The sequence below is a fragment of the Desulfosarcina widdelii genome, from assembly GCF_009688965.1.
GTDB lineage: Bacteria > Desulfobacterota > Desulfobacteria > Desulfobacterales > Desulfosarcinaceae > Desulfosarcina > Desulfosarcina widdelii.
This window is the reverse complement of record NZ_AP021875.1, coordinates 2,543,148-2,569,721: the sequence shown is the minus strand read 5'-3', so window position 1 is coordinate 2,569,721 and position 26,574 is coordinate 2,543,148. Positions and strand designations below refer to the sequence as shown.

Genomic DNA, 26,574 nt, shown 5'->3' with positions numbered 1-26,574 from the left:
TCGGCGCCTTCAGTCTTTCGTCTCCGCCAGGCTTCCCCGACACACCGCCGAAGCGCCGAAGCGTTCGGTGATGCGGTCTATGGCCTGGTCCACCTTTCCCCAATCATCGCTGTGGACCATGGTATCGGCGAACAGAGATGTCTGCTGCGGTGTGGTATCGGCAATCAATGCCGACGCCCCGACACCGATCAACCGGATGGACTGGTCAATGGTCTGGCGAACCAAAAGGGTGCGGGCCGCCTCATAAATGGTTTCCGATGCGTGGGTGGGACGATCCAGGGTAGAACTGCGGGTGATCTGCCGAAAATCGCTGTTTTTCAGCTTCAGGGTGATCGTGCGGGCCAAAAAGCCCTGGCGACGGAGCTGGCGACCTACTTCCTCGCTCTGGGACAACAGGTGCAGGATCAATTGCTCCCGGTCGCGGGTATCGCGGGACAGGGTTTTCTCCGTGGATATGGACTTGGTCGGGCTATGGGGACAGACGCTGGTTTCGTCCCGTCCATGGGCCAGGTCCGCCAGCCGATAGCCGAATTTTCCCAACCGTTCCACCAGCGACGAAGCTTTTCGGGTTTCCACATCTCCCAGCGTCAGAATTCCCATCCGTTTGAGCTGCTGAAAGGCCTGTTTGCCCACGCCGGGCACTTTTTCCACTGGCAGTCCAGCGATGAATTCGGGGACGGATTCCGGAGCGATGACGGTCAGACCGTCGGGTTTGTTCATATCCGAGGCGATTTTGGCCAGAAACTTCAACGGGGCCACGCCAATAGAGCAGGTCAGTGACACCGATTCCCGGATGTCGGCCTTTATGGCCCTTGCCATAACGGTGGGAGGGCCGTGCAGGCGGCCGCACCCTGACGCATCCAGGTAGGCTTCGTCGATGGAAACCTGTTCCACCACCGGAGAATAGCGGTTCAAAATGGCCATGACGGTCCGGGATACCTCGCCGTAGCGGCCTTTGCGCGAAGAAACCACCTCCAACTGGGGACAGCGCTGTTTGGCCATGAACATGGGCATGGCGCTGTGGATGCCGTAGCGGCGGGCTTCGTAGCTGGCCGCCGCTACGACACCCCGTCCGGAATCCCCGCCCACGACCAGCGGTTTGCCTCTCAGTTCGGGATGATCGAGCTGTTCCACCGAGGCAAAGAAGGCATCCATGTCGATATGCAGAATCATAAATGCACTGTAGCGAGTTCGGTGTTTTCTTTCAAGAAAGGGTTCAAGGAGTCGAGGATTCGAGGGGGCTATGATGATATTGATGTGTTGTCGGCAAATAACGATTCACGGTCAAAAAAGCATACGCAACAAAGGTGAATGGCAAAGTTTCAAGATTTTCCATTCGATTGGGTTTCCCTTGAACCCTCAATCCCTTTTAAACCCTTGCCAAAGATTACAAAAATGTTGTATTGAGCACCCCGATCTACAAAAGTTGTATTCAACCGAAGGAGCATTTGACAAACATGGAAATGAACGCCATCCAACAGGTAACCCTGTTTTATGAAATATCCAATGCACTCAACGAACATCTGGATCTCAAAAAATCCATGTACAAGGTGCTGGACATTCTTTCAAACAACATGCAGATGGAGCGGGGGACGGTTTCCATACTCAATCCCTTGAGAAATGAAATCAGCATCGAAGTCGCCCACAGCCTTTCCAAAAGTGCCATTGATCGGGTGAAATACAAACTGGGCGAGGGCATCATCGGTCGGGTGATCGAGACTGGCAAGGCCGTGGCCATCCCCAAGATCAGTGAAGAACCGCTGTTTCTCAACCGAACCGCATCCCGCAAGATCAAAGGCATGGGGGAAATCTCTTTCATCTGCGTTCCGGTAAAGAAGGGTAAACGGGTAGTGGGCGCGTTGAGTGTGGACCGGGTCTACGATCCGGAATACCCGCTGGAGCAGGGCGCCAAACTGCTCTCCGTGGTGGCCACCATGATCGCCCGCCACGCCATCAACCTGGAAACCATTCAGTTGGAAAAGGAAGCCCTGCGGGACGAGAACAAGCGGTTGCGCGACGAATTGGAGAACAAATACCGGATCAACAACATCATCGGCAACAGCAACAAGATGCGCGAAGTGTTCCAGATGATCAGCCAGGTGTCCCGCAGCAACGCCACCGTGCTGATTCGCGGCGAAAGCGGAACGGGCAAAGAACTGGTGGCCAACTCCATCCACTACAACTCCATGCGTTCCAAGGGACCTTTCGTCAAGGTCAACTGTGCGGCCATTCCAAACAACCTCATCGAAAGCGAACTTTTCGGCCATGAGAAGGGCGCCTTTACCGGCGCGGTCAAACAGAAAATGGGCCGTTTCGAACTGGCCCACAAGGGAACCATTTTCCTGGACGAAATCGGCAGCATCGAGCCCGACGTCCAGGTCCGCCTGCTGCGAGTCCTGCAGGAAAGGGAGTTCGAACGGGTCGGCGGGCACAAGACCCTCAAGGTGGACGTACGCATTATCGCGGCCACCAACAAGAACCTGGAACAGGCCGTGGAAGAGGATACTTTCCGGGGCGATCTGTACTACCGTCTCAACGTGTTTCCCATCTACATGCCCCCGCTGCGGGAGCGTAAAACCGACATCCTGCTGCTGGCCGATTTTTTTCTTGAACGTTACGCCGAGGAGAACGGACGGGAAGTCAAGCGGCTTTCGACCCCTGCCATCGACATGCTCATGGCGTACCACTGGCCGGGCAATGTCCGCGAACTGGAAAACTGTATCGAGCGGGCCGTGCTGTTGTGCGAGGAGGGTGCCATTCACAGCTACCACCTGCCGCCCACCCTGCAGACCGGCAAGGAAAGCGGAACCCTGCCGGATCTCTCCCTGGAAGATGCCGTGGCCGCCTTAGAAAAAGAGATGATTATCGACGCCCTGAAAAACACCCGCGGCAACATCACGCTGGCTTCGGAAGTTCTCAAGACCACGGTGCGCAAATTTGCTTATAAGGCGAAGAAATACGGCGTGGATTATCGTACTTACCGTTAGCTACTGCCGGACGCGTGAAAAACCCGATATCTACGTTGCGCTTCATCCCTCGTCACTGCGAAGTGTTAACGATACGCCTCATTCCTCGGGATTTGCAAGCCTTGATCTCGGGCTTTTCACACGTCCGGCGTCCATCCATGATCCATGAAGCGATTTAGTCCGATTTTCAAAGATGAATCAGGATGAAGCGTCGGGGTTGGTGCGGATACGGCCAATCAGCACGGATTCGCCGCGGATGGCATCGGCCAGTTTGCGGGTAAGTGTTCCCTTGCGGGATTTGATCTGGCCGGTTCCCTTGGAATGATCCACCAGCCAGGTGACGTAAATTTTTTCGATGGCTGCGGTGACTTCCTTCAACGCCGTTGCCAGGCGCTTCCGTGCTCGGGTCAACTCCTCGATCTGGGGATCGACGATCCCTTTCTGGTCGGGGAATTTTTTGGAGATGCGCTGCAGTCGTTTAAGTTCCTTGTCCATCATCACCACAATGTCGTCTGTGGTGATAAGGTTGTAGTGCAGGGCCCGTGATACACGGTCGTAGGTGAATTGAACCAGTTCCTCCTTGACCTTCATCGAGGCGAGTTTGGTGCGCGGCGGCTCTATTTTATAGTATTTGCTGTAAGCCCAGTATCCCCCGCCGGCAGCCATGGCCAGAATCAGGACCAGGACGATGACGATGCCGGCCGCCCCGCCGGAATTGCCCATGGGTTTGCCAGGATTGAGTGAATTGAATCTCATCGATCGATTGCCATCATTTTTTAAGGCTCAATGGTCTCCGCATTTCGCCGTGATTGAATTATACCGTTCGGCACTACCGCCATAAGGATATGTCAACCAGGCGTTTCAGTTTTCTTATCGGCAAGTCGGCGAAAACCTGTATGTTTTTTTAAACAAATCCAATATACGCTCAGGCTGCCCTGATCCTCTTTGTAGAAGGTGGGCTGTTTTTGACAGGATTTACCGGAGAAGTTGGCGTTGACAACGGGCGGCGTCCGAAATAGGTTCATTTTTTTCTACCGCGACCCCGGGTTCGCGTGGGTACCGAAACGAGAGGAATAAAGACCATGCGTGTAGCACTGACCATAGGTGGCTCCGATTCGTCTGGAGGGGCCGGAATTCAGGCGGACCTGAAGACCTTTCAGGCCCTGGGCGTGTTCGGCACCAGCGCCGTGACGGCAATAACCGTCCAAAATACTCAAAAAGTTTACGACATCCAGGAGATGCGGCCGCAGATTGTCCACGACCAGATTACCTGCCTCTTCGACGATTTTGCCATTCATGCCGTCAAAATCGGCATGGTGGCCAGCGTTGCCCTGATCGAAGCCATTGCCGAGGCCCTCAATAGCATCGATGGGCTGCCTCCGGTAATTCTCGATCCGGTGATGATCTCCAAGAGCGGATACGCTCTGTTACAGCCCGATGCTCGGGCCGCACTGGTCCGGCATCTTTTTCCGCTGGCCCGGGTGGTGACCCCCAACCTGCCCGAGACCGAATCCCTGCTGGACAGGTGCGTCGACAGCATCGATGCCATGAAAGCGGCGGCCCGTGAGATTTCGACCCTGGGCGCAAAGATGGTGGTGGTCAAAGGCGGGCATTTAGGGGCGGGAGGCGCCACGGATGTGCTGTTCGACGGAGAGCATTACCGTTTGCTGGAGAGTGAGCGGATTGAAACGCGCAGTACCCACGGTACCGGATGTACCTTTTCTTCGGCCATTGCAGCCTACATGGCGCGCGGAGAGTCGTTTTTCGAAGCGGTGGAAAAAGCCAAAGTGTATATCAGCGGCGCGATTGCACATGCCTTTCCCTTGGGCAAGGGTTGCGGCCCCACGCATCACTTTTTCGACCTGTACCGCAAGGCGGGCATGGAGGACGACTGAAGGGAGAGCAATTGCTCTCCCTTCAGCATTGAACGAGAGCGCACCCTTCGCATTGTACACCTATTCATAAATTCGATGGCATTCGATTGCCGCTGCATCCCGGCTCGCGGTATTGCTCGGCGCGTGAATAGGCTTTGGCTATTCACGCTTCTCGCGCCTTGCGATCCGGGCGCAGCAACAACCTCGGTGCGTCGCCGTATTTATGAACAGGTGTACTCAGGCGGATTTCCGCCTGTTGTGCCACTCTCCCTGGCATTGGTTTCCCTGCCTTCGATCCCAGGGGATCCGTCGTTCGGGAATGTAGTAATCATAGGTAAGCATGCGGCGGTCGATTCCGGATCGCCGCTCCTTGACGATCCGTCCAGCGACCGCCCCCTCTTTTTCCCGATCAATATACATGACTGCTTTCTCCTTTGGACGATTTTTAGTTGGCTGCGGACCATCGGATCATTGCCGCCCAAAAACGCTCGATGGTTTGTCTGAACTGCAACCAGATTTGTTTAATCTCGGGAGTGGATCCATCGGTGGAAACGAGTGTGGAGGAAATAAAGCATCCTCCTCCACCGCCGCCGCCAGAGGAAGACGTATCGCCCGTTGACAGCGATGCACTGTCTTCGTTGGCAACCGTGCTTGAGGAAACGCCCGAGGGATCCACGATCACGCCGTTGACCACACCGTCCTCATCGCCCGCGCCACCGTCTTCCAGCAACAGGGTCACCGATTTGCGGTTGGCCGCGAACACGGCATTGGCGTATACCTGCCAGCCGTTTTCCTCGGTGTACTTGTACAGCTGGGCATCGGCGGGCACGCGGGTGTTAAAGGAGATCTTCACCGTGGCCGTGGTCACGCCGTCGGCCAGGTACAACCGGAATCCGATCAGCCCGAAACCCATCTTCACCGACGGGTCGGAGATCGTATCGGAAGCGATGGATTCCACCGAAACCAGGGTGATCCCGTCGGAGGACGGTTCCACACCCACCATGGTCTGGCCTTCCACCGTATTGAGGCTCATGATGTCGCCTTCCAGGCTGTCGGCCACGCCGTCTTCATTGACGTCCGCGGCGGCATCCACTTCCTGGCTGTCGGGGATGCCGTCGAGGTCCGCATCGCCGGCCGTCTCCGGGGCAATGGTGGTGAAGGTGGCGGTCTCGGACCACTCGGAGACGCCGTTGTCCGTGTCGATGAAGCGCACCCGCCAGTAGTAGACCGTATCGACGTCCAGCACCATCTTGCCGACTTCGTAGGCGGTCAGCTGAACCTTGCTGGTCTTGTCCAGGATCAGGGTGGCGAAATCGCTGTCCGTGCTGATCTGCCACTGGGATTTGAAGTGGGCGTCGTTGTCGGCATCGAAGTAGGCCGCGGTCACCAGTACCGGGGTCAGCGAAACCGTTTCGGCCGGAGAGACCTCTTCGATGGTCGGTGCATCGGGTGCGGTGTTGCCCGGCACGGTTGTCGGATCGCTGTCCGCGCTGTACTCGTCCAGGTTGGTCACGCCGTCGCCGTCGGCATCCAGATCGGCGTCGTCGGTCAGCGGATCCAGGCCGTAATTTTCTTCCCAGGTGTCGCTCATGCCGTCGTTGTCGTCGTCGGTATCGGCGTTGTCGCCGATGCCGTCGCCGTCATTGTCGGCCCATTCCGCAGGATCGTTGGGGAAAAGGTCCAGCACGTCGGGTACGTTGTCACCGTCCACGTCGGTGCTCGAGGACTTGAGTACGCTGACCGTGACGGTATCCGTGTCGCTTTCGCCTTCGTCGTCGGTTACCGTCAGGCTGAAGGTCAGGGTTTCTCCGGCAAGGTCGACGATGGGGGCGGTAAAGGAAGCCTGGGCCGTTGCGGCACTGCTCAGCGCAACCGCGGTTCCGCCAGTCTGCGCCCACAGGTAGCTCGCGATGCTGCCGTCGGCGTCGCTGGAAGCCGAGCCGTCCAGGGTTATGGCCGCTTCTTCGTAGACGCTCTGGCTGCCGCCGGCTTCGGCCACCGGTGCCTGGTTAACCGCGGCGGCGGCCGGCGTGTAGCTCACTTCTTCGGAGTCGGCGCTTTCCAGATCGCCTTCATAGGCCCGAACCACAAAATAGTAGGTCGTGCCTTCGGTCAGGCCGATCAGGGTGCAGGTGGTCTCGCTGGCCGCATCGCTTTCCCAGATGGGGTTGGCGTAGTTGTAGCTGGCGCCGCTTTCCCGTACGAAGACCCGGTAGCCTTCGGGTTCGGGGTCGTTGGCGTCCCAGGCCAGCGTGACATCGGCTGCCATGGAATACAAAGCTGTGAAGAAAATGATGGCTGGTACAATCAGGGCGCTTAGGATTTCTACTCTGGATCGAAGTCTATGCAATATCATGGTCGAAAGCAATTCTCCGGTTGGTTTTTGATCGTGCGGAAAGTACGCACACTTCCGTAAGGAAATTTGACCCGGTATCAGCAAGTGGCTTGCCATGTGATCCGAATGGTGCTCTGGAGGCGCCTATGATTTTGTATTTATTTGAAAAATATTTTTATTGAAAATTGTAACGGGTGGCATTCAGACACTGAAAGGAGTATGTACGGGAAAAGGTCGTAACCGGCCTGTGCAGAATCCGCAATTGGATCCAGGACGGGATTAAAAGTTAAGGCAGGGGGGCAAAATCTTCTATCGGATGATGCAACGCTGGACAAAGGGTTTGGCAAGGGTCTGGAATCGCTTCATCTCATCTTCATAAATGGTCGGATCCTGCCGACGGTTGAATTCGGGGTCCAGACAGGCGGCGCGCCGGTTGAACCTTTGCAGCACATAGCATCGGGCGCCTTCGATGGTTCGGGCGATGGCTTCGATGGTTTCGCGTGTGGCGAAAGGTGCGGCACAGGTGGTTCTGAATTCATAGTCCGGAGCGGATCCCATGATAAGCTGGATGCTTTCCGTCAGCGTTTCATGGATGCGGGGGGTACGGCAAAAGGGACCGTAGACCTCCAGTGGTGCCTTGATGTCCATGGCCACGAAATCGATCAACTCCTTTTGAAAAAGGCGGTCGAGCACATCGGGGCGGCTGCCGTTGGTGTCCAGTTTGACAGGGTAGTTCAGGGATTTGATGGCCTTGCACAGGTCGACAACCCAGTCGTGCAAGGTGGGCTCGCCCCCGGTGATGACCACTCCCTCGAGCATTCCCCGGCGGGATCGTAGAAAGGCGGTGATTTCATCCAGGCCTAATCGCTGCGGGTATTCGCCACGGGCCAGGTCGGCATTGTGGCAGTACGGGCAGACAAAATTACATCCGGTGGTAAAGAGAACGCAGCTAATTTTACCGGGGTAATCGATAAACGAGTTTTTCTGGAGGCCGGCCATAAGCATGGGACGATTACTGCTCGGCTAGACCGAACGCAATTGCTGCAGAGCATCGTCACTACAAACCGGATCCAAAGCTTCCGATGGGTTCTCTTCAGCAGGGTTGCAGGTCTCTTCGGCTTGCATCAACACGGCGGCGGCAACGCCTGGTTCCTCCAGATTTACCTTGAAGGTTTTTCGCCGGCAGTACTCCGCCTGCTTGCCGTCGTTCCACTGCTTCACCGGCCGCAGGTATCCCACCACCCGCGAGTACACTTCCGTTTCACGGTCGCAGTGGGAGCAGCGGGTCTGCTCACCGTTCAGATAGCCGTGGGTCGGGCAGACCGAAAAGGTCGGCGTCAGGGTAAAGTAAGGCAGATGATAGTTGCCCGACACTTTTCGGATCAGGGACTTGACCGTTTCGATGTCCGTTACCTGCTCACCGAGGAACAGGTGCAGGACGGTGCCGCCGGTGTACTTGGTCTGCAGATCGTCCTGGAGCATCAGGGTTTCGAAGATGTCGTCGGTGTGGTTTACCGGCAACTGGGTGGAGTTGGTGTAATAAGGTACGGCGCCTTTCTTGAAATCGTCTTCATTTGCGCACAGGATGTCCGGGTAGCGCTTCTTGTCGATCATGGCCAGGCGGTAAGAGGTGCCTTCGGCCGGGGTGGCTTCCAGGTTGAAGATGTCGCCGGTCTGGTCCTGGATTTCCGCAATCATGGCTCTCAACTTGTCCATGACCTTCACGGCAAAGGCCTGGCCCTGGCCGGTAGTGATGTCCGCATCCAAAAAGTTCTGGCAGGCTTCGTTCATGCCCACGATGCCGATGGTGGAGAAGTGGTTCTTCCAGTAGACGCCGGACCGGTTCTTGATATCGCGAAGGTAGAATTTGGAGTAGGGATACAGATTCTTGTCGGTGAACTTTTCCAGCACCTTGCGTTTGATGGCCAGGCTTTCGATGGCCAGGTCCACCCGGTCCTGGAGAAGGCCGAAAAATTCGGATTCGTTTTTGGCCACGTGGCCGATGCGCGGAAGATTTATGGTCACCACGCCGATGGAACCGGTCAGCGGGTTGGCCCCGAAAAGGCCGCCGCCGCGCTTGAGCAGTTCGCGGTTGTCCAGCCGCAGGCGGCAGCACATTGAGCGGGCGTCTTCCGGGGACATGTCCGAGTTGACGAAATTGGAGAAATAGGGGATGCCGTATTTGCCGGTCATCTGCCAGACGGTTTCCAGGTTGGCGTTGTCCCAGTCGAAGTCCTTGGTGATGTTGTATGTCGGAATGGGGAAGGTGAAGACGCGGCCCTTGGCGTCGCCTTCGATCATCACCTCGGCAAAAGCACGGTTGAACAGGTCCATCTCGACCTGGAATTCACCGTAAGTCGTCTTTTTCTCCTTGCCGCCGATGATCACCGGGTGGTCTTTCAGGGTGGCCGGTACGCACAGGTCCATGGTGATGTTGGTGAACGGGGTCTGAAACCCCACCCGCGTGGGGATGTTGATGTTGAATACGAATTCCTGAAGCGCCTGCTTGACCTTCGAGTAACTCAGCTTATCGTAACGGATAAAGGGTGCCAACAGAGTGTCAAAGTTGGACAGGGCCTGGGCCCCGGCCGCTTCCCCCTGTAGCGTGTAGAAAAAATTGACAATCTGGCCCAGCGCCGAGCGCAGGTGTTTGGGCGGGGCGCTTTCCACCTTGCCCTCGACCCCCTTGAAACCGTTGCGCAACAGATCGGTGAGATCCCAGCCCACGCAGTAGACCGACAGCAGGCTGAGGTCATGGATGTGCAAATCGCCGTCGGCATGGGCCCGCCGGATCTCCGGCGGATAGATTTTGTTCAGCCAGTACTCCGATGTGACATCCGAGGAGATATAATTGTTGAGTCCCTGGAGGGAATAGCACATGTTGCTGTTCTCTTTGATCTTCCAATCCAGTTTGCGGATGTAGTGTTCCACCAGGTCCACCTGGGCCTCGGTGGCGATGCGCCGGATCTGAGCGTGCTGTTCCCGATAGATGATATAGGCTTTGGCGGTTTTGTAATAAGGAGAGTCCAGCAGGACCCGCTCCACGATGTCCTGGATTTCCTCCACTTCGGGAGAGGCGCCCAGCCGCAGTTCATGGGCCAGGGTGAGAACACGCAGGGTCAGCTTCTTGGCATCCCGCTCCCCGAATTCGTTTGTGGCCTGGCCGGCCTTGGCAATGGCTGCGGTGATTTTGGAGGAATCGAATTCAACAATCCGACCGTCACGCTTTTTGATTTGTTCGATCACGAAGCTCTCCTCGGAAGCGCTATTGGGTTGTGGTTGATTCAAACGACGAAAAAATGCCGCATCCGGCATTTTTTCAAGGTGTGGAACACATCGGTCATTCCGAAAATCTGATGGAATTCCAGCCTTATGGGCAGCAAGGCTGTGATGGGTAAATTACAACAAGATGTAGTTGTCTGTCAAGCGACTTTTTCCATATGTAGTGGCTTTGGCTGATCGCGAGTCCAGTGTCCAAGTACTTGTGTTTGCAGAAAAAAACAGGTCCCAACGGTGTGCCCGGGCCAAATTTTTTCTGGATGGAGGCACCCGTCGAAAACCGTCCGAGAGCAGATGTTGTGTTAAAAGCGGCTTGACATACTATATATAGTGTGAGAATGGGTGTTCATACACCGGTACGGTTGTGTTGCGGCATCGACAACTTCCACGGTTCAATCCAGACAATGGCAGATCCTCATTTCCCCGTGTGCCGTGCCGGATCCCCACAGCAGAAAAAAGCCACCTGCCGGCAACCCAGCGGTTCGGGCGGTTTTTGACGTGGGCCGGGGGGTTGGATGCCAAACGCCGCCAGACCGCAATCGAAATCAATCGCCGAAAAATACCTTTACCGATCAATGGAGCCGTAATTTCAAATGACTCAGAAATCTAAAATTCTCATCGTCGACGATGGAAACGTGGACCTGAACACCCATGTCTGGGACGACCAGGTGTTCTGCAAGAGCCTCATCGGCGCCAATGCCGTTAACAAAAGCCAGGCCGAGGAGATTGCCAGATTCATCCGTTCCACCATCGACCGCATGGACCTCAAGCACATCACTTCTCCCATGGTGGACGAGATGATCAAGGCCAAACTGGCCGAATACGGTCTGGATGCCGGCGGCGCGATCCGGCTGACCCGGGACATGTTCGTGCGAAACGGAATCGACCTTTCTCCCAACGCCAAAACCGTACTGGAACGCCGCTATCTGAAAAAAGATATCGACGGTCGGATCCAGGAGACGCCGGCTCAGATGTTTCACCGGGTGGCCCGGCACATCGCCAAGGCAGAGAAGAATTACGATGAAAATGCCGACATCCGGAAAGTCACCGAAACCTTCTACAACCTGATGACGGATTTCAGGTTTTTACCCAACTCGCCAACCCTGATGAATGCCGGCCGGCGCCTGGGGCAGTTGGCCGCCTGTTTTGTGCTGCCCGTCGAAGACAGCATGGAGGGCATTTTCTCTTCGCTGAAAAATGCCGCCGTCATCCACAAGTCGGGCGGCGGCACCGGCTTCTCCTTTTCCCGGCTGCGCCCCAAGAATTCCATGGTGGGGACCACCGGCGGAATCGCCTCCGGACCCATATCGTTCATGAAGATTTTCAACACCGCTACGGAACAGGTCAAACAGGGGGGTACCCGGCGCGGGGCCAACATGGCTATCCTGCGGGTCGATCATCCGGACATCATGGAATTCATTCACTGCAAAACCGCCAATACCGAGCTGAACAACTTCAACATTTCCGTGGGCATCACCGAGGCGTTCATGGAGGCGGTGCAGTCCGATGCCGAATACGATCTGATCGATCCCCGGGACCGTCGTCCGGTTGCCAGACTCAATGCCCGGCAAGTGTATGCGGACCTGGTCGAACAGGCCTGGAAAAACGGTGATCCGGGTATCGTTTTTCTCGACCGCATCAACCGCGACAACCCCACCCCCGAACTCGGAGAAATCGAAAGCACCAACCCGTGCGGCGAACAGCCGCTGTTGCCCATGGAGGCCTGCAACCTTGGCTCCATCAACCTGGCCAAGTTCGTGACCGGCAGTGCGGACGCGGCCCGTATCGATTATGAATCCCTCAAAGAGACCGTGTGGACAGCGGTGCGCTTTCTGGACAACACCATCGACATGTCCCGTTATCCCCTGGCGGAAATCGACCGCATGGTCAAGGGCAACCGCAAGATCGGCCTGGGGATCATGGGATTTGCCGATCTGCTGTTTCAATTGCAAATTCCTTACAGCAGTGAGCGGGCTCTGGAAGTGGCCGAGGAGGTGATGGGGTTCATCCAGGCCGAATCCCACAAGGCCTCCTTTGAACTGGCCAAGCAGCGCGGGACGTTTCCCAACCGGGAGAAGAGCTGCTTTGGCGGCGACAGCCAAAAAGCCTATCGCAATGCCACCACCACGACCATCGCGCCCACCGGGACCTTGAGCATCATCAGCAACTGCTCGTCGGGCATCGAACCGCTTTTTGCCCTGAGCTTCGTGCGTACCGTCATGGACAACGACAAGCTCATGGAGGTCAATCCGTATTTCGAAGCGGTGGCCCGGCAGCAGGGCTTTTACTCCGAAGCGCTGATGGAGGACATCGCCGGTGCCGGAACCATTGCCCACATGGACGGAATCCCCGAAGACATCAAAAATGTGTTCGTCACCGCCCACGATATCTCTCCGGAGTGGCATCTGCGCATGCAGGCGGCCTTCCAGAATCACACGGACAACGCCGTATCCAAGACGGTCAACCTGGCCCGGGACGCGACGGTGGAAGACGTTCGCAAAATTTACGATCTGGCCTGGCAACTGGGCTGCAAAGGGGTGACCATTTACAGGGATGGCAGCAAGGAGAATCAGGTACTCTCCTTTTCGTCGGCAAAAAAAGAAGAAGACGCCTTCATGACGGCCGTGCGCAAGCGACCCGACACCCTGGACGGTTTCACCACCCGGGTGAAGACCGGATTGGGGCAGTTGTACGTCACGGTGACCGAGTACCATGGCAAGCCCTTCGAGGTGTTTGCCACCATCGGCAAGTCGGGCCGCTCCACCACCGCCAAGACCGAGGCCATCGGACGATTGGTCTCCCTGGCGTTTCGCTCCGGGGTGACGGTGGACAAGGTGGTCGAACAGCTCAAGGGCATCGGCGGCGAGCACCCCGTTTTCCAGAAGGGCGGCCTGGTCCTCTCCATTCCCGATGCCATCGCCCGGGTGTTGGAGAAGCGCTATTTAAAAGACGAACGGACGAAACGAAAGGGCGGCTGTCTGATTGGCGAGGTTTGCCCTGAATGCGGGCAGACGGTCAGTTTCGAGGAGGGGTGTATGACGTGTCACTTCTGCGGGTTTACCAAATGCGGGTAAGCGTGCACATCCAGATGGAGCGCCTTTTGGCCCAGGCCGTCGTTCTTCCTCGGTTGAAATCCTCAACGTAGCGCTGCTACGCCTGCGGTTTCAACCTCGCTGCGGCCTTGGTCTGAACCAAAATTCACCCCATCTGGATGCGCACGGGTACACTTTAGCCCCTTGTCACTGCGGAGTATTCCAGATACGCCTCCGTTCCTCGGGAATCGCAAGCCTTGATCTCGGGCTTATAACCTGGACGCCACTTATTTCGGCTTTTTCATTCCTTTGGGCATCATTGGCATGCGTGGCATGGGCTGGTCCGGAGTAACCCAGATGTAGTCAGCCCAGGAGGGTTCGGCTTCGCTGCCTACCGCCGCCAGGTAAATGGTGGCGAAAGGGGCCCGGGTGCGGGCAAAGGCCCGGTCGGGGATGCCGAATTTGCGGATGATGTGCCCGTTTCCCGCCAGGACCACTATTTTTCCCGCTCCCAGGTATTCGTCCACTTTGGCGGCCATGGCATCCTCCCAGGCGCACTGAGCCTCGTAGAAAAATTCGAAGTTGTCCCTGCCGCGAAAAGCGTGGAGCTTGTAAATTTTTTCCAGGTAGGTACGGTGTTCGGTATTGGTGGTGTCGATGGATGCCGGTAGGTATTTGGCATCCTGTTCCCCCAAACTGGCGATTCCTCCCACTCGGATCTTGGCGGGAATGTGAAAGGGGAGGTTCAACGCGATGACTCGAATCTGGTTTTCTTTTGCATATTGCAGGATATCGCGGTACAGATCGAAGGGGAAGCGCCAGTTGGCATACCAGTGGGTTTGCCGCAAGAACTCGTCTTCGTCCAGTTCGCCGGCCGTCCAGCGATCCAGAACCGGCTGATAGGTGGTGTCGAACATTTCCATGCCGATGGAAAGATCGGGCGTTTTTTTGCGAAGTTCCCGGATCACTTCCAGTTGAATGGTATGGTGGGAGACGTTGGTGTGGCTTTCGCCGACATAAACCACCCGGAACCCGGCAAGCTCGTCGATCAGCTGCCGGCGCGAAATCGTCGCTCCCGTGGCGGTTTTCAAAATGGCGTTTTCCATCATGGGGGTGGGGTTTCCCTTGATGGTAAGGGTTTTGGGCGCCACGGCGCATCCTCCGATGAAAAGTGCGGCCAAGGCTGCAACGAAAAGGACAACATGCCGCAGCGGGGTCGTTTTTTCAGGCATTTCAATCTTCATCGCTTGGCAGCTCCGGAGCTGATATGAAAGAAAAATCCAAAAGCGACCTGCTTTTCCGCAAGGCCTTCATCCCCTGGTACGACACCGAACTCTCCATGTTGCTGACGCTTGTTTTCGCCGTGGTCGTGCTGCTCTTCAGCATTACCGGTGTGGCCGCAGGTTTAGATACCCCCCGATACAGCGGCTACATCTGGATTCCCTGCATGCTGGGAGCACTCTCTCTTGTCGTTACCGTTTCAACCCTCATTCGCCTGATCCGCCGCGGGACACCCGGATCGGGATGAGCATCCACATCCATTTATCGGAAAACGGCCGGTCTCATTTCTTCTTTTTGACAAACGTTTGAAAACTCATGGAGCGGTAACTGTCGCTACCGATGAATTTGAGAATCTGGAGCATCTCGTCGGCGGGAATAAAACCTGGACGACTGCCGATTCTTTCCCCAGTTTCAGAAATAAACCAGGTGCTGGGCAGCCCCCGGACATTGAATTTATCGGCAATGGCCTGTTCCTTGTCCGAGTTGACGCTGACGGGCACGAAATTTCGGTTGACGTAGGCAACCACGCTGGGGTCCTGGAAGGTTTCTTTTTCCATTTTCAGGCAGTATCGGCACCAATCCGCGTTAAAGACCAAAAAGACCTTCTTGTTTTCAGCCTCTCTTCGCTGTCGGCCCTCGGCGTAGGAGAGCCACTGGATGCCGCCGTCGGCAGCCCGGGCGCTGACGGCGATATCGACGCCAACAATTAAAAGGGGAATCAACAGGGCCACAAAAACACTTGCTTGTTTCCATCTTTTCTTCATGGTGACTTTTTCCTATGCGCCGATCAGCGCCAATTTGTCGGTTACCAGCAGAAGGCCTAATATCAGCAGCAGCGCACCTGCGGTGATGTTGATGTATTTTATCGACCAGGATGCCTTTTTTATAAAGGACAAAAGGGAATTGACAAATACCGAGAGCAGCAGAAACGGGATAGCCAGTCCGGCGGCGTAAACGGACAGCAATCCGATGCCGTCGGCCACGGTGTCCTGATTGCCCGCCACAATGAGGATCGATCCCAGAAGGGGACCGATGCATGGGCTCCAACCGGCGCCGAAAGCCATACCCACGAAAAAAGTGCCCAAAAAATGCAGGGGCTTTTTGCGGATTTCGAGCCGCCGTTCGAATTCGAGAGGACGAAAGCGGATCAACCCGGTCATATGAACCCCCAGCAGGATGATCAGAATGCCGCCGACGATACGTATGGTGTCCCGATAGTTAAAAATGGCTTTGCCGATAAATGATGCCGAAGCGCCCATGAGAACGAAAACCAAAGAGAAACCAAGGACGTAACTCAAGGTGGCGCCGATCACCCGAAGGCGGATCCGCCGACTCTGGGCTCCGGTCAGTTCGTCCAAAGAAAGCCCGGTAATAAACGTAAAGTAGGCCGGAATCAGCGGCAGTATACACGGGGAAAAAAAAGAAAGCAGGCCCGCCACAAGGGCTGCTGGATAGGATATCGATTCTGTGAACATGTCGTTAGTCGACCCTCTGGGGCTGTTGGCATCGTGGTGTTGTCATCGTTTTTCCTGTTGAGCCGCGGCGCTTGCCCGGGGTTACAAAAAAGGATGCGTCAACTGGCTTTTTGGGGGTGGAGGCGGTGGGTATAGAAAAGGACCCATAAGCCGGCCGTCAAAATGAAAAGATCACGCAGGGTGTTCAGCGCGATATTCGACGGCTTTTTGGCGGAAACGGAAAAGCAGCCGCAGGCCACGTCCAACCCCCGATAACCGTTGTAAAGGGTGACGGCGATAAAAACGACCATCATGACGCTCACCAGCAGTGCCGCACCTTTTTCAAAGCGGCCGAAAACCAGCGCCAGTCCGCACAGCGCCTCGACCCAGGGGAGAAACACGGCTGTGGCCCACACCAGTTGCGGCGGCAGTAGCCGGTAGTGGGTCACAATGTCCATAAAGGCCCGGGGGTCGGCAATTTTGCCGGCACAGGAAAACAGGAACACCACTCCCAGGCCAATTCGAACAAAAATCCAGAGCCTGTCCCGATAATTGTCGTTTTGCAGTCTCATTTTTATTTTCCGAAATGGTGCCACACACCATTTATCCTAAACATCCATCCTGGATTGGGCAAGGACTGAACGTCGGGAGGTTCTTCTATTTGGGCTGGGTCTGGCCGTTGGCAAAATTTTTGATCATGGCCTCCCCCAGTTCCTTGGAGCGGTTGGTTGCTGCTTCCACGGCGTTGATCAATGTCGTTCGCAGACCGCCTTTTTCCAGGGTGTGCAACCCGGCGATGGCCGTACCACCTGGCGACGTCACCGAGTCTTTGAGTTCACCGGGATGGGCTTTGGTTTCAAGCAGCAATTTGGCCGCCCCCAGGATGGTTTGGGACGCCAGCACCCGGGCGTCTTTTCGCGAGAGGCCCATCTTGACACCGGCATCGGCCAGGGCATCCACGATCATGAAAATATAGGCCGGTCCGCTGCCGGAAAGGCCGGTGATGGCATCCATCAGGTAGTTTTCTTTCAGGAAGATGGTTTTGCCTACCGAGTCGAAGATGGCCAAGGCCAACTGAATGTCTTCTTCGGTGGCCTTGCCGCCGGCGGCAATGGCCGTGGCGCCCTCTTTTACCGCCACGGCGACGTTGGGCATGACCCGGATCAGGCGCAGTTCCTTGTTGAGGAGCGATTCGATGGCGGCCATGGGGACACCGGCGGCAATGGAGATGATCAGTTTGCTCATATCCAGAAAATCGGCGGTTTCCTTGAGAACGGAGGCCATGATTTGCGGCTTGATGGCATATATGACGATGTCGGCTGCTTTCACAACGGCGATGTTGTCCGTAGTGGTTTCAACGCCGTATTTTTCCCGAACGGAGGCCAACTGTTGTTCGCTGGCATCGGAGCAGATGATGTTTCCAGCCTTGGCCGTACCCGATGCAATCAGGCCGTCGATAAGCGCCTTGCCCATGTTGCCGGTTCCGACCATGCCGATTTTCTTATCGTTCAACATTGTTTTCCTCTCTTTTAGGTTGGTGTCGTGACGACCATTTCACCTATGGTCTACCCCTTTGCGGTGTCAAGGGAAATCTTGCCGGATATATAAAAAGGCTTGGAGAGGGCAGCGGTTTCTTGCCGGTGAACCGATTATCCTTGACAATAATCTTTGTAATGGTTTAGCCATTAAAGATAATGGTTAAACCATTACAAGGTTGACTTGATCCTCTCGCCATTGGTTTGCGCACGGATCAATGATCGGTGAGATCCACACAGATGACCGATTGACAGTGATGGGGAACAGAATGTTCAAGGCTGCTAAACAGAATCGGATTTTCCAGGATGTGGTCCAGCAGATCGAAGCAACCATTTTGTCCGGCAAACTGGCCCCAGGCGAGATGCTGCCTCCCGAGCGGGAACTCAAGGATATGCTTCAGGTGAGCCGCGGTACGTTGCGTGAGGCCCTGCGGGTGCTGGAGCACAAGGGGCTGATAGAGATCAAACTGGGGGTCGGCGGAGGTGCCGTAGTGCAGGATATCAGCTATGATCAAGTTAGCGAAAGCCTGGCACTGCTGATTCGGTACCAGAAAGTCTCCTTGCGGCATCTGTCCGAGTTTCGCGTGGGCGTGGAGGGTCGGGTATCGGCATTGGCGGCCGAACGTGCCACCACGGTAGATGTCCTGCGCCTGAAGCTGTTGCTGGAAGAAGCCCGGCAATTCGCCGAAAAGGGCACCGATTTCCAAAAGGAATTCGTGGATGTGGACAAACGGATTCATTTGACCCTGGCCGAAATGACCGGCAATCCGGTGTACGTTTCCCTGCATCACACTGTGCACGACAATATCGATCAGTATTATGAAAGTTTTTTGTCCATGCAAGAGCGGGAGATGAACGAAAATTTAGCGGATTTAGACCAAATCGTGGCTGCCGTCGAAGCCAGGGACACGGAAAAGGCCAGGCAGTTGGCCGAAGCCCACGTTTTGCGGTTCAACCACTATATGGAAAACCGGGCGGCATAGGTTTGCCTCGAATGGATCGGCCTCAAGCCACCCGTCAGTTTTTATTCCGATAGAACAAAAAGGAGATATCCCATGGAACCGATTCATGCCAAGACGCTGAAAACCATGACCTACCAGCGCCGGGAGGTCGAGAAGGGCTATACCGGCCAGTACCTCGACATCGATCTTTCTTCGGAGAACGTTTCCATCGGCACCATCGAGGAGAAAATCAAACAAATCCTTATCGGTGGGAAGGGATTCGACCTCTGGCTGTTGTGGCAGGCGGTCAGCGGAGAAAGCAAATGGAATGATCCTGAAAACGCCCTCTGCATCTCTTCGGGACCCATGGGAGGAACTCCCGGATACCCTGGGTCGGGAAAGAGTATCGTCACGTCGATCTCACCTTTGACCGGTTCGGTGATGGACTCCAATGTGGGCGGCTATTTTGGACCCTATCTGAAGTTTTCAGGTTTTGACGCCCTGCGCATCACCGGAAAAGCGAAAGGCGAGGCGGTCGTGGTCATCGACGGCATCGAAAATAAAGTCGAGATCCTCGAAATGACCGGTTTGCCGGAAGACGCATACGGTTTGTCCCGGACGCTCACGGATCGATTGGCCAAAAATAAAAAGATCGAAATATCCGTGGTCTCCGCTGGACCGGGGGCGTCCAACACCCTGATCGGCTGCCTCAATTTTTCCTGGTACGACAATGGCCGCAAACAGGTTCGTTACAAACAGGCCGGCCGCGGGGGCATGGGCACCGTATTTGCCGACAAAGGCCTTCGGGCGGTGGTGACCCGCTGGGACAAGGTTTCCCTGCAATCGAACCATCCGGCGGATCTTGAAGCGCTCAGGACCGTAAGCAAATGCTACTCCAGGGAACTCGTGGCCCTGGACCCCAAACAGAATGAAATGGCCCGGGTCGGTACCACCCATTTGGTGCCGATCATGAATGACTTCGATCTGTTGCCCAACAAAAACTTTCAATACGGTTCAGACCCGGGTGCCTTTCTCATCGGTCGGGAGGCCTACGAAAAACTTTTCGATCCGGGCTTCGACGGCTGCTGGAAAGGCTGCACAGTGGCCTGCGCCCACGGCGTCAGGGATTTTGTACCCTTTACCGGCGCATACAAGGGGCAGAAGGTTTTCGTCGATGGTCCCGAGTACGAAACTATTGCCGGCTGCGGCTCCAATCTGGGAATTTTCGATCCGTTCACCATCCTGGAACTCAATTTTTACTGTGATGCATACGGACTGGACACCATCAGCGTGGGAACGGCGATCGCCTTTGTCATGGAGTGCTTCGAACGTGGGTTGATCACCACCGACCATACCGATGGCATGGATCTTTCCTTCGGCAACAGGCTCAATGCCCTTGAACTGGTCCACCAGATGGCTCAGGGCAAAGGATTCGGGGCCATTGTCGGACAGGGCATCCGGCGCATGAAGATCATCTTCGCCGAAAGGTTCGGTGCAGATGCCGCCTTTTTGCAGGACATTGGTATGGAATCCAAGGGCCTGGAATTTTCCGAGTACATGACCAAAGAATCCCTGGCCCAGCAGGGCGGCTACGGTCTGGCCCTGAAAGGTCCCCAGCATGACGAGGCCTGGCTGATCTTTCTGGACATGGTTCACAATTTCATGCCCACATTCGAACAGAAGGCAGAGGCCCTGCACTGGTTTCCCATGTTCCGTACCTGGTTCGGCCTTTGCGGTTTGTGCAAGCTGCCGTGGAACGACATCGTCCCCGAGGACAACAAGGATACGCCCGAACCCGCCAAGGTGATGAAGCATGTGGGCTGGTATGCCGAGTACTTCACGGCAATTACCGGCCGAAAAGTCTCGCCCGAAGACCTTATCTCGATGAGCGAGGCGGTCTACAATTTCCAGCGCATCTTCAACCTGAAGATGGGTTACGGCAGACGGGAGCACGACACGATTCCCTATCGCGCCGTAGGGCCGGTGACCGTGGAAGAATACGTGTCGCGTCAGGAGCGCTACGACACCGAATTGACGGAAAAATACGGCCTGGATATTGCCGGCAAAGAGACTCCATGGAAGGTCGCCGAATTGAGAAAAAGGCGCGAGGCCCAATACGAAACCCTGAAGGATGCGGTCTACCAGCGTCGTGGATGGACACCCGACGGGATTCCCACTGTGGAAACCGTCAAACGGCTGGGGATCGATTTCCCCGAAGTGCTGGCTGTATTGGCGGAAAACGGGGTAAAATAGTTTTAAGTGGTAAAGTGTTAATTTAATGAATGTTGTCGTATTCATATCCATGCGATTTTAATCTTTGACTTAACAATGTCGACTCTTTTGGCATGGTTTATCTCGACGACATAGCGATTGCCTGGCAAGAGGGCATGACGGTGGCCGACCTTCTGGATGACGTGGCGGCCGACTACCACTATGCCGTGGTAAAACTTGACGGCCGGCTGGTCTCCCGCCCGCATTTTGCCTCCACCCCGGTTACGGACGGTTCTCGGATCGTACCGCTCCCCATGATTGCAGGTGGGTAACGGCAGGATCGCAGTTTGGATGTTGACCGTTTCTTTTACTCCCGCAGGCGTTCAATTCCGCGTGCGCCAACACCCCTCTGTTGTTCCAACCCCATGAAAAACCTTGACTTATCGGAGGAAAAGATCTTATTTTTCCCCTATCGCAACTGCACAACCGTTCGTGCGGGATAAACCATTAGACCCGAAGGAAGGCGATTTAATGTATATTGTAGGATATTTTTTAATGGCAGCGGCCAAGGTGATGGATGTGGTGCTGCTCTTTTTCATGTGGGTGGTCATCATTCGAGCCGTCCTCTCATGGGTCAACCCGGATCCGTACAATGCCATCGTCCGTTTCATCAACAATGTCACTGAACCGGTGCTCTATCCGATCCGCAGCAGGCTGCCGATCAACTACGGAGGAATCGATTTCTCCCCCATCGTCGTTTTTCTGGTTGTCATTTTTCTGCGCGCCTTTGTCGTGAACAGTCTGATGCGAATGGCTGCTTCTCTGATTTAATTCTTCTCGAGGAGAGGACCAAAACCATGAAATTGACTCCGTTGGACATTCAACAGCAGCAATTCAAGGTCCGGTTCCGGGGGTTCGATGTGCGTGAGGTGGACCGTTTTCTGGAACAGGCGGCCGACGCGTTTGCAGCCGTTCAGGAAACCACCAAACGGCAGGAAGAGGAGATTCGTCGCCTGAAGTTGGAAAAACAGGGCTATAAGGAACGCGAAGAGACGTTTAAGCGGGCCATGCTCAATTCCCAGAAAGTCCTCGAGCAGATGAAAGACAATGCCCGCAAATCGGCGGAAATCATTATTGCCGATGCGGAGGTCAAAGCGGAAAAAATTCTCAATCGTGCCCACAGCCGCCTGTCGCAGCTTCACGAAGACATCGCTGAACTCAAGCGCCAGCGCGTGCAGATCGAAGTGCAGATTCAGGCCATCATCGACGCCCACACCAAGCTGCTGGAGATCGGCAAAGAGGGCATGGACGCCCTGGATGCGGAAGACACCAAAATTAAAGTGCTCAACCAGTAATGCCGAAAAGCAGGATACCCGCCACGACCGGCCGGGGCGGACATCTGGTTTTCGAGCACTGACCTCAACCAACACCGGGAGACCTTTATGGCCAAGATCGATGCTTTTTTCAAGCTCATGCACGAGCAGAACGCTTCCGACCTTCATCTGCTGTCCGGTCAACCGCCGGCGCTGCGGATCCATGGCGATATCGAGCGTGTTAAATACAAGGTGCTGGATAACGACGATCTTCGTAAAATGCTATACGAGATCACGCCGGAAGATAAAGTTAAGCTGTTTGAAGAGACCGGCGACGTGGATTTCGGATACGAAATTCCGGGACTGGCCCGCTACCGGGCCAATTATTTCATGCAGAAAAACGGTATTGGGGCCGTTTTTCGCGAAATCCCCAGCACCATCCTGACCGCCGAGCAATTGGGGCTGCCGCCGGTGATGTCCAAGCTGGCGTCGCTTCCCCGGGGACTGGTCATCGTTACCGGACCGACCGGTTCGGGCAAGTCCACCACCCTGGCCGCCATTATCGATGTGGCCAACCGGAGCCGCAGCGATCACATCATCACCATCGAGGATCCCATCGAATTCGTCCATAAAAGCCGCGGATGTCTGGTCAACCACCGGGAGGTGGGCCTGCACACCAAATCGTTCAGCGCCGCCTTGCGCGGTGCCCTGCGCGAGGACCCGGACATCATCCTGGTGGGTGAAATGCGGGACCTGGAAACCATTTCCCTGGCCATCGAAGCCAGCGCCACCGGCCATCTGGTGTTCGGCACCCTGCACACCACCAGTGCACCCAAAACCGTGGACCGCATCGTGGAGGTGTTTCCAGCCCAGGAGCAGGCCCAGATCCGCTCCACACTGGCCGACGGCATCCGGGCCATCATTTCTCAGACCCTGTTCAAACGCATCGACAAGAAGGGGCGTGTGCCGGCTCTGGAAATTCTCATCGCCACTCCTGCCGTACGCAACCTGATCCGGGAATCCAAATCCCATCAGTTGCCCTCCATGATGCAGACGGGTAAAAAGTACGGCATGCAGCTTCTTGACGATGCCATCATGGAGCTTTACAACAAAGGGCGCATTTCCGCCGACGACGCCTACACCAAGGCCAACGACAAGGGCCGTTTCCGGCCGCTGCTCAAGTCGCCGCCAACGGATTTCACCGAGGCCTAACCGAAGCGGTTCGGACCCGATGACTGCAAGCAGAGGGAAATCATGAAAAAGCAGGAAGTCGATCACATCCTGACCCGTATGCTGGACTCCCACAGCAACGTATCCGACCTCAATCTCACCGTGGGCAAGCCCCTGCAGGTGGAAAGCTCCGGCGAACTGGTGCCGGTGGAGATCAAACCGGACATCAAGGAGCTGACTCCCTTTCAGACCGAAACGTTTGCCCTGAACCTGGTCAGCCAGGACCGGCGCCTCACGGAAACCCTGATTAAAACCGGATCCTGCGACCTTTCCTATTCCCTGCCCGGAAAAGCCCGCTTTCGGGTCAACATTTTCTCGCAGACCGGCCATTACTCCATCGTACTGAGAAAACTGGAATCCAAGATCCCTACTATCCGGGACTTGAATCTGCCGGATACGTTCTACAAAATTGCCAAAGACCTCAACGGCATCGTTTTCGTCACCGGAGCCACCGGTTCGGGTAAATCGACATCTCTTGCGGCGATTCTAGAGGAGATCAACGAAGCCCGCTCGGTCCACATCGTGACCCTGGAGGATCCCATCGAATACCAGCACCCCCACAAGAAGGCCACCTTCAACCAGCGGGAACTGGGCGCCGATTTCGACTCCTTCTCAAGTGGGCTCCGGGCCGCCCTGCGCCAGGCCCCCAAGGTGATTCTGGTGGGCGAGATGCGTGACCGTGAAACGGTGGAAATCGGCCTGAATGCCGCCGAAACCGGACATCTGGTGCTGACGACCCTGCACACCGTGGATGCCGGGCAGACCATCAACCGTATTCTGGGCATGTTTCCCAACGAGGAGGAAAAGCAGGTTCGCATCCGGCTGGCCGATACGGTGCGCTGGATCGTCGGTCAGCGGCTGCTGCCCAAGATCGGCGGGGGGCGGGTGGCGGCCTTCGAAATTCTGGGGACCAATCTTCGGGTCAAGGACGCCATCCTCAACGGAGAATCCGAGGGCAAGACCTTCTACGAGATCATGGAAGCCGGCCGGCCTTTCGGCATGACCACCTTCGACGATCACATCGTCGGGCTTTACGAACAGGGGTTGATCACCCAGGAGACCGCCATGGCCTATGCATCTCATAAAGGTGTGGCCGGCCGCGGCATCGATAAGGTCAAGAGTGCGCGGGGCGAATCCACCACCGATATCGACAACCTGGAAATTGACCGCCATTACGATAAAGAATAATATTTGCAATGAAAAGGCTGTGCCCGATATTGCAATCGGGCGTGGTTCGCAAGCGTCGAGATCCATGAAAATGCTTCAGGGGATCGGGCGCAAAACGATAAATCGGAATCATTCAAAGGTTCGGTGGGAGAATCATGGAAATTATCTGTGAAAGCTGCCAGAGTAAATTCAAGATTGCCGACGAAAAGCTTCCCAAAGACAAGGCGGCCTTCCTGAAATGCCCCAAATGCGAAAACCGCATCCGCGTATCGCCTGCAGCGAAGGATGACGATGCATCCCATCAGCAGGACTTCGAAGAGGATTTTTTCTCGTTTGACGAGGACGAAGCCGAGGGCTACGATGCGTCGGACAAGCCTTTCGATTTTGTGGAAGAGGAAGGCAAAACCGCGCTGCTATGCGAATCGGACCCAATGATCAAAAAGGCCATCATGCCGGTGCTGGATGTTTTGGAATACCACGTCACCGACGTCAAAAACGGCCGCGAAGCCTTAAAGACGATGCGCTACCACAATTACGACCTCATCGTTGTCGATGAATATTTCGATGCCAAGAATCCGGATGCCAACGGTGTATTGATTTACCTGGAACGGCTTAATATGGCCATGCGCCGAGAAATCTTCGTAGCCATGATCACCCGCCGTTTTCGAACCATGGACCAGATGATGGCGTTTCAAAAAAGCGTCAACCTGGTCGTGAATGTGGACAACATTTCCGATTTCGACAAGATCCTGCGGCGTGCCATGGCCGACCACGGTATGTTTTACCAAGCCTACAAGGATTGCATGGCCTGATCCGCTGTCAACCCGTTAATTGGTGTGCAAAGATATGAGTTCTGCCGGAAAATATACCTGTACGGAATACAGAGAAGAGATGGTCCTTTTGGGGCTGAAGCGGCGCATAGCCGACCCGGCCTTGCCGGAAAAGGAAAAACAGGTTTTAAAGGAACGCATCAGCCAACTCGAACAGGAAATGGGAATGGATTGATCTGTGACAGTTGACGGCAGCTATCGAATCCATCATCTCGCCCCCCGGCTTTACCAGATCGTTCTGGCGCCTCCTATAGAGGGTTTTGATAATTTCATCGCCGCCTGGCTGGTCAAGGGGCCGGATGCCGTTTACCTGGTGGATGTGGGACCAGCCGTTACCGTGACGCAGCTCTCCGGTGCGCTTGATAATCTGGGGGTGGCGCACCTCGACTACATCTGTTTGACCCATATTCACATCGACCATGCCGGTGCCATCGGGCATCTTGCCCGCCGGTTTGCCGAGACGCCCGTGATCTGCCATCCCAAAGGCGCTGCCCATATCGTCGATCCCGAACGGTTGTGGCAGGGGACGTTAAAGATGCTGGGGGACACCGCCCGCGCCTATGGACGCATGCTGCCGGTCGCCCCCTCGAGTATAGCAACCGAGAGCGACCTGGCCGCAGCACCGTTTCAATTGCTGGACACCCCCGGCCACTCGCCCCACCACTATGCCATTGCCGCCGCCGACTGTCTCTTTGCCGGGGAAGCCGGCGGCGTTTGCCTGCCCCTTGCCTCGACGGAACCATACCTGCGTCCGGCCACCCCGCCCCGATTTTTTCTGGAAACATCACTGGCAAGCATCGACCGGATCATGGCGGCCTCCCCACAAACCATCTGCTACGGCCATTTCGGCCTGCAAAACGACGGGATGCGCATGCTGGCCAGACACCGAGATCAACTCCTCTTTTGGAAAAAGACTCTGGGATCGGCGTTAAACGAAGGGAATTCGGACTTGCAGCAGGATTACGAAGGGTTGGTGGATCTGATGCTGTACAAGGATCCGAACCTGAAGGGATTCAAACAACTGCCGCCCGAGGTTCGGGGGCGGGAGCGCGGCTTTCTGCTGAACAGCGTCAAGGGGTTTGTCGGGTATTTGGCCCATTGCAGGGAAAAACAGGACGCCTGACGT

Annotated in this window: 25 protein-coding genes; 14 read left to right on the top strand and 11 right to left on the bottom strand. The window is 55.7% G+C overall.

Annotation, left to right across the window (positions count from 1 at the left end; translation table 11 throughout):
* Positions 1–9 precede the first annotated feature (9 nt).
* Positions 10–1,173, bottom strand: coding sequence for a DNA polymerase IV (gene dinB, locus GN111_RS12135; RefSeq protein ID WP_155303997.1), 1,164 nt, complete (start codon positions 1,171–1,173; stop codon positions 10–12).
* A 290-nt stretch (positions 1,174–1,463) separates the two neighbouring features.
* On the opposite strand from dinB, the gene nifA reads away from it, so the two are divergent.
* Entirely contained in the window at positions 1,464–2,987 is a 1,524-nt protein-coding gene (gene nifA / locus GN111_RS12130) for a nif-specific transcriptional activator NifA (RefSeq protein ID WP_155307991.1), read from the top strand.
* Between the two features lie 177 nt (positions 2,988–3,164).
* Here nifA and GN111_RS12125 read toward each other — a convergent pair whose 3' ends face one another.
* The gene (locus GN111_RS12125; protein ID WP_155303996.1) at positions 3,165–3,722 is read right to left on the bottom strand and encodes a hypothetical protein; all 558 of its coding nucleotides are present in this window, start codon (positions 3,720–3,722) and stop codon (positions 3,165–3,167) included.
* 326 nt (positions 3,723–4,048) lie between these two features.
* Between GN111_RS12125 and thiD the strand changes: the two genes are divergently transcribed.
* Positions 4,049–4,861, top strand: coding sequence for a bifunctional hydroxymethylpyrimidine kinase/phosphomethylpyrimidine kinase (gene thiD, locus GN111_RS12120; protein ID WP_155303995.1), 813 nt, complete (start codon positions 4,049–4,051; stop codon positions 4,859–4,861).
* A 216-nt stretch (positions 4,862–5,077) separates the two neighbouring features.
* Here the strand turns inward: thiD and GN111_RS12115 are convergent, their stop codons facing one another.
* The 4 genes from GN111_RS12115 to GN111_RS12100 all read right to left on the bottom strand — a co-directional run bounded on the left by GN111_RS12115 (position 5,078) and on the right by GN111_RS12100 (position 10,421).
* Positions 5,078–5,260: a hypothetical protein gene (locus tag GN111_RS12115; RefSeq protein ID WP_155303994.1), complete on the bottom strand. Its 183-nt coding sequence runs from the start codon at positions 5,258–5,260 to the stop codon at positions 5,078–5,080.
* Positions 5,261–5,285: 25 nt separating this feature from the next.
* Positions 5,286–7,196: a fibronectin type III domain-containing protein gene (locus GN111_RS12110; RefSeq protein ID WP_170302241.1), complete on the bottom strand. Its 1,911-nt coding sequence runs from the start codon at positions 7,194–7,196 to the stop codon at positions 5,286–5,288.
* Positions 7,197–7,484: 288 nt separating this feature from the next.
* Positions 7,485–8,180 (bottom strand): anaerobic ribonucleoside-triphosphate reductase activating protein, encoded by a 696-nt coding sequence (locus GN111_RS12105; RefSeq protein WP_155303992.1) that lies wholly within the window; start codon positions 8,178–8,180, stop codon positions 7,485–7,487.
* Between the two features lie 18 nt (positions 8,181–8,198).
* Positions 8,199–10,421 (bottom strand): ribonucleoside triphosphate reductase, encoded by a 2,223-nt coding sequence (locus tag GN111_RS12100; protein WP_155303991.1) that lies wholly within the window; start codon positions 10,419–10,421, stop codon positions 8,199–8,201.
* A gap of 626 nt (positions 10,422–11,047) precedes the next feature.
* On the opposite strand from GN111_RS12100, the gene GN111_RS12095 reads away from it, so the two are divergent.
* On the top strand, positions 11,048–13,528 hold the full coding sequence (locus GN111_RS12095; RefSeq protein ID WP_155303990.1) for a vitamin B12-dependent ribonucleotide reductase: 2,481 nt from the start codon (positions 11,048–11,050) through the stop codon (positions 13,526–13,528).
* Positions 13,529–13,773: 245 nt separating this feature from the next.
* On the opposite strand, the gene GN111_RS12090 is transcribed toward GN111_RS12095, so the two are convergent.
* Entirely contained in the window at positions 13,774–14,718 is a 945-nt protein-coding gene (locus GN111_RS12090; RefSeq protein ID WP_170302240.1) for a ChaN family lipoprotein, read from the bottom strand.
* Positions 14,719–14,753: 35 nt separating this feature from the next.
* Between GN111_RS12090 and GN111_RS12085 the strand changes: the two genes are divergently transcribed.
* Positions 14,754–15,014: a hypothetical protein gene (locus GN111_RS12085; protein ID WP_155303988.1), complete on the top strand. Its 261-nt coding sequence runs from the start codon at positions 14,754–14,756 to the stop codon at positions 15,012–15,014.
* A gap of 34 nt (positions 15,015–15,048) precedes the next feature.
* Here GN111_RS12085 and GN111_RS12080 read toward each other — a convergent pair whose 3' ends face one another.
* The 4 genes from GN111_RS12080 to proC all read right to left on the bottom strand — a co-directional run bounded on the left by GN111_RS12080 (position 15,049) and on the right by proC (position 17,736).
* Positions 15,049–15,531: a thioredoxin family protein gene (locus GN111_RS12080; RefSeq protein ID WP_155303987.1), complete on the bottom strand. Its 483-nt coding sequence runs from the start codon at positions 15,529–15,531 to the stop codon at positions 15,049–15,051.
* A 12-nt stretch (positions 15,532–15,543) separates the two neighbouring features.
* Positions 15,544–16,242: a cytochrome c biogenesis CcdA family protein gene (locus GN111_RS12075; protein WP_155303986.1), complete on the bottom strand. Its 699-nt coding sequence runs from the start codon at positions 16,240–16,242 to the stop codon at positions 15,544–15,546.
* 98 nt (positions 16,243–16,340) lie between these two features.
* Positions 16,341–16,793, bottom strand: coding sequence for a MauE/DoxX family redox-associated membrane protein (locus tag GN111_RS12070; protein ID WP_155303985.1), 453 nt, complete (start codon positions 16,791–16,793; stop codon positions 16,341–16,343).
* Between the two features lie 85 nt (positions 16,794–16,878).
* Positions 16,879–17,736, bottom strand: a complete 858-nt coding sequence (gene proC, locus GN111_RS12065) for a pyrroline-5-carboxylate reductase (RefSeq protein WP_155303984.1) — start codon at positions 17,734–17,736, stop codon at positions 16,879–16,881.
* A 289-nt stretch (positions 17,737–18,025) separates the two neighbouring features.
* On the opposite strand from proC, the gene GN111_RS12060 reads away from it, so the two are divergent.
* From GN111_RS12060 to GN111_RS12020, 10 genes are all read left to right on the top strand, one after another.
* A complete protein-coding gene (locus GN111_RS12060) occupies positions 18,026–18,739 on the top strand; it encodes a FadR/GntR family transcriptional regulator (RefSeq protein ID WP_155303983.1) in 714 nt (237 codons plus the stop codon).
* A 72-nt stretch (positions 18,740–18,811) separates the two neighbouring features.
* The gene (locus GN111_RS12055) at positions 18,812–20,950 is read left to right on the top strand and encodes an aldehyde ferredoxin oxidoreductase family protein (protein ID WP_155303982.1); all 2,139 of its coding nucleotides are present in this window, start codon (positions 18,812–18,814) and stop codon (positions 20,948–20,950) included.
* Positions 20,951–21,042: 92 nt separating this feature from the next.
* Positions 21,043–21,240 carry a sulfur carrier protein ThiS gene (gene thiS / locus GN111_RS12050; protein WP_155303981.1) on the top strand — a complete coding sequence of 66 codons (198 nt, stop codon included), beginning with the start codon at positions 21,043–21,045 and terminating at the stop codon, positions 21,238–21,240.
* A 199-nt stretch (positions 21,241–21,439) separates the two neighbouring features.
* Positions 21,440–21,739 carry a YggT family protein gene (locus tag GN111_RS12045; protein WP_155303980.1) on the top strand — a complete coding sequence of 100 codons (300 nt, stop codon included), beginning with the start codon at positions 21,440–21,442 and terminating at the stop codon, positions 21,737–21,739.
* A gap of 26 nt (positions 21,740–21,765) precedes the next feature.
* On the top strand, positions 21,766–22,263 hold the full coding sequence (locus tag GN111_RS12040) for a DivIVA domain-containing protein (RefSeq protein WP_155303979.1): 498 nt from the start codon (positions 21,766–21,768) through the stop codon (positions 22,261–22,263).
* Positions 22,264–22,350: 87 nt separating this feature from the next.
* Complete coding sequence (locus GN111_RS12035; RefSeq protein WP_155303978.1) at positions 22,351–23,433, top strand: type IV pilus twitching motility protein PilT; 1,083 nt, start codon at positions 22,351–22,353, stop codon at positions 23,431–23,433.
* 42 nt (positions 23,434–23,475) lie between these two features.
* Positions 23,476–24,639 carry a type IV pilus twitching motility protein PilT gene (locus GN111_RS12030; RefSeq protein WP_155303977.1) on the top strand — a complete coding sequence of 388 codons (1,164 nt, stop codon included), beginning with the start codon at positions 23,476–23,478 and terminating at the stop codon, positions 24,637–24,639.
* A 134-nt stretch (positions 24,640–24,773) separates the two neighbouring features.
* Positions 24,774–25,430 carry a zinc-ribbon domain-containing protein gene (locus GN111_RS12025; protein WP_155303976.1) on the top strand — a complete coding sequence of 219 codons (657 nt, stop codon included), beginning with the start codon at positions 24,774–24,776 and terminating at the stop codon, positions 25,428–25,430.
* 34 nt (positions 25,431–25,464) lie between these two features.
* Positions 25,465–25,623, top strand: a complete 159-nt coding sequence (locus GN111_RS33365; RefSeq protein ID WP_170302239.1) for a hypothetical protein — start codon at positions 25,465–25,467, stop codon at positions 25,621–25,623.
* 3 nt (positions 25,624–25,626) lie between these two features.
* Positions 25,627–26,571, top strand: coding sequence for an MBL fold metallo-hydrolase (locus GN111_RS12020; protein ID WP_155303975.1), 945 nt, complete (start codon positions 25,627–25,629; stop codon positions 26,569–26,571).
* The last annotated feature ends 3 nt before the right edge of the window (positions 26,572–26,574 follow it).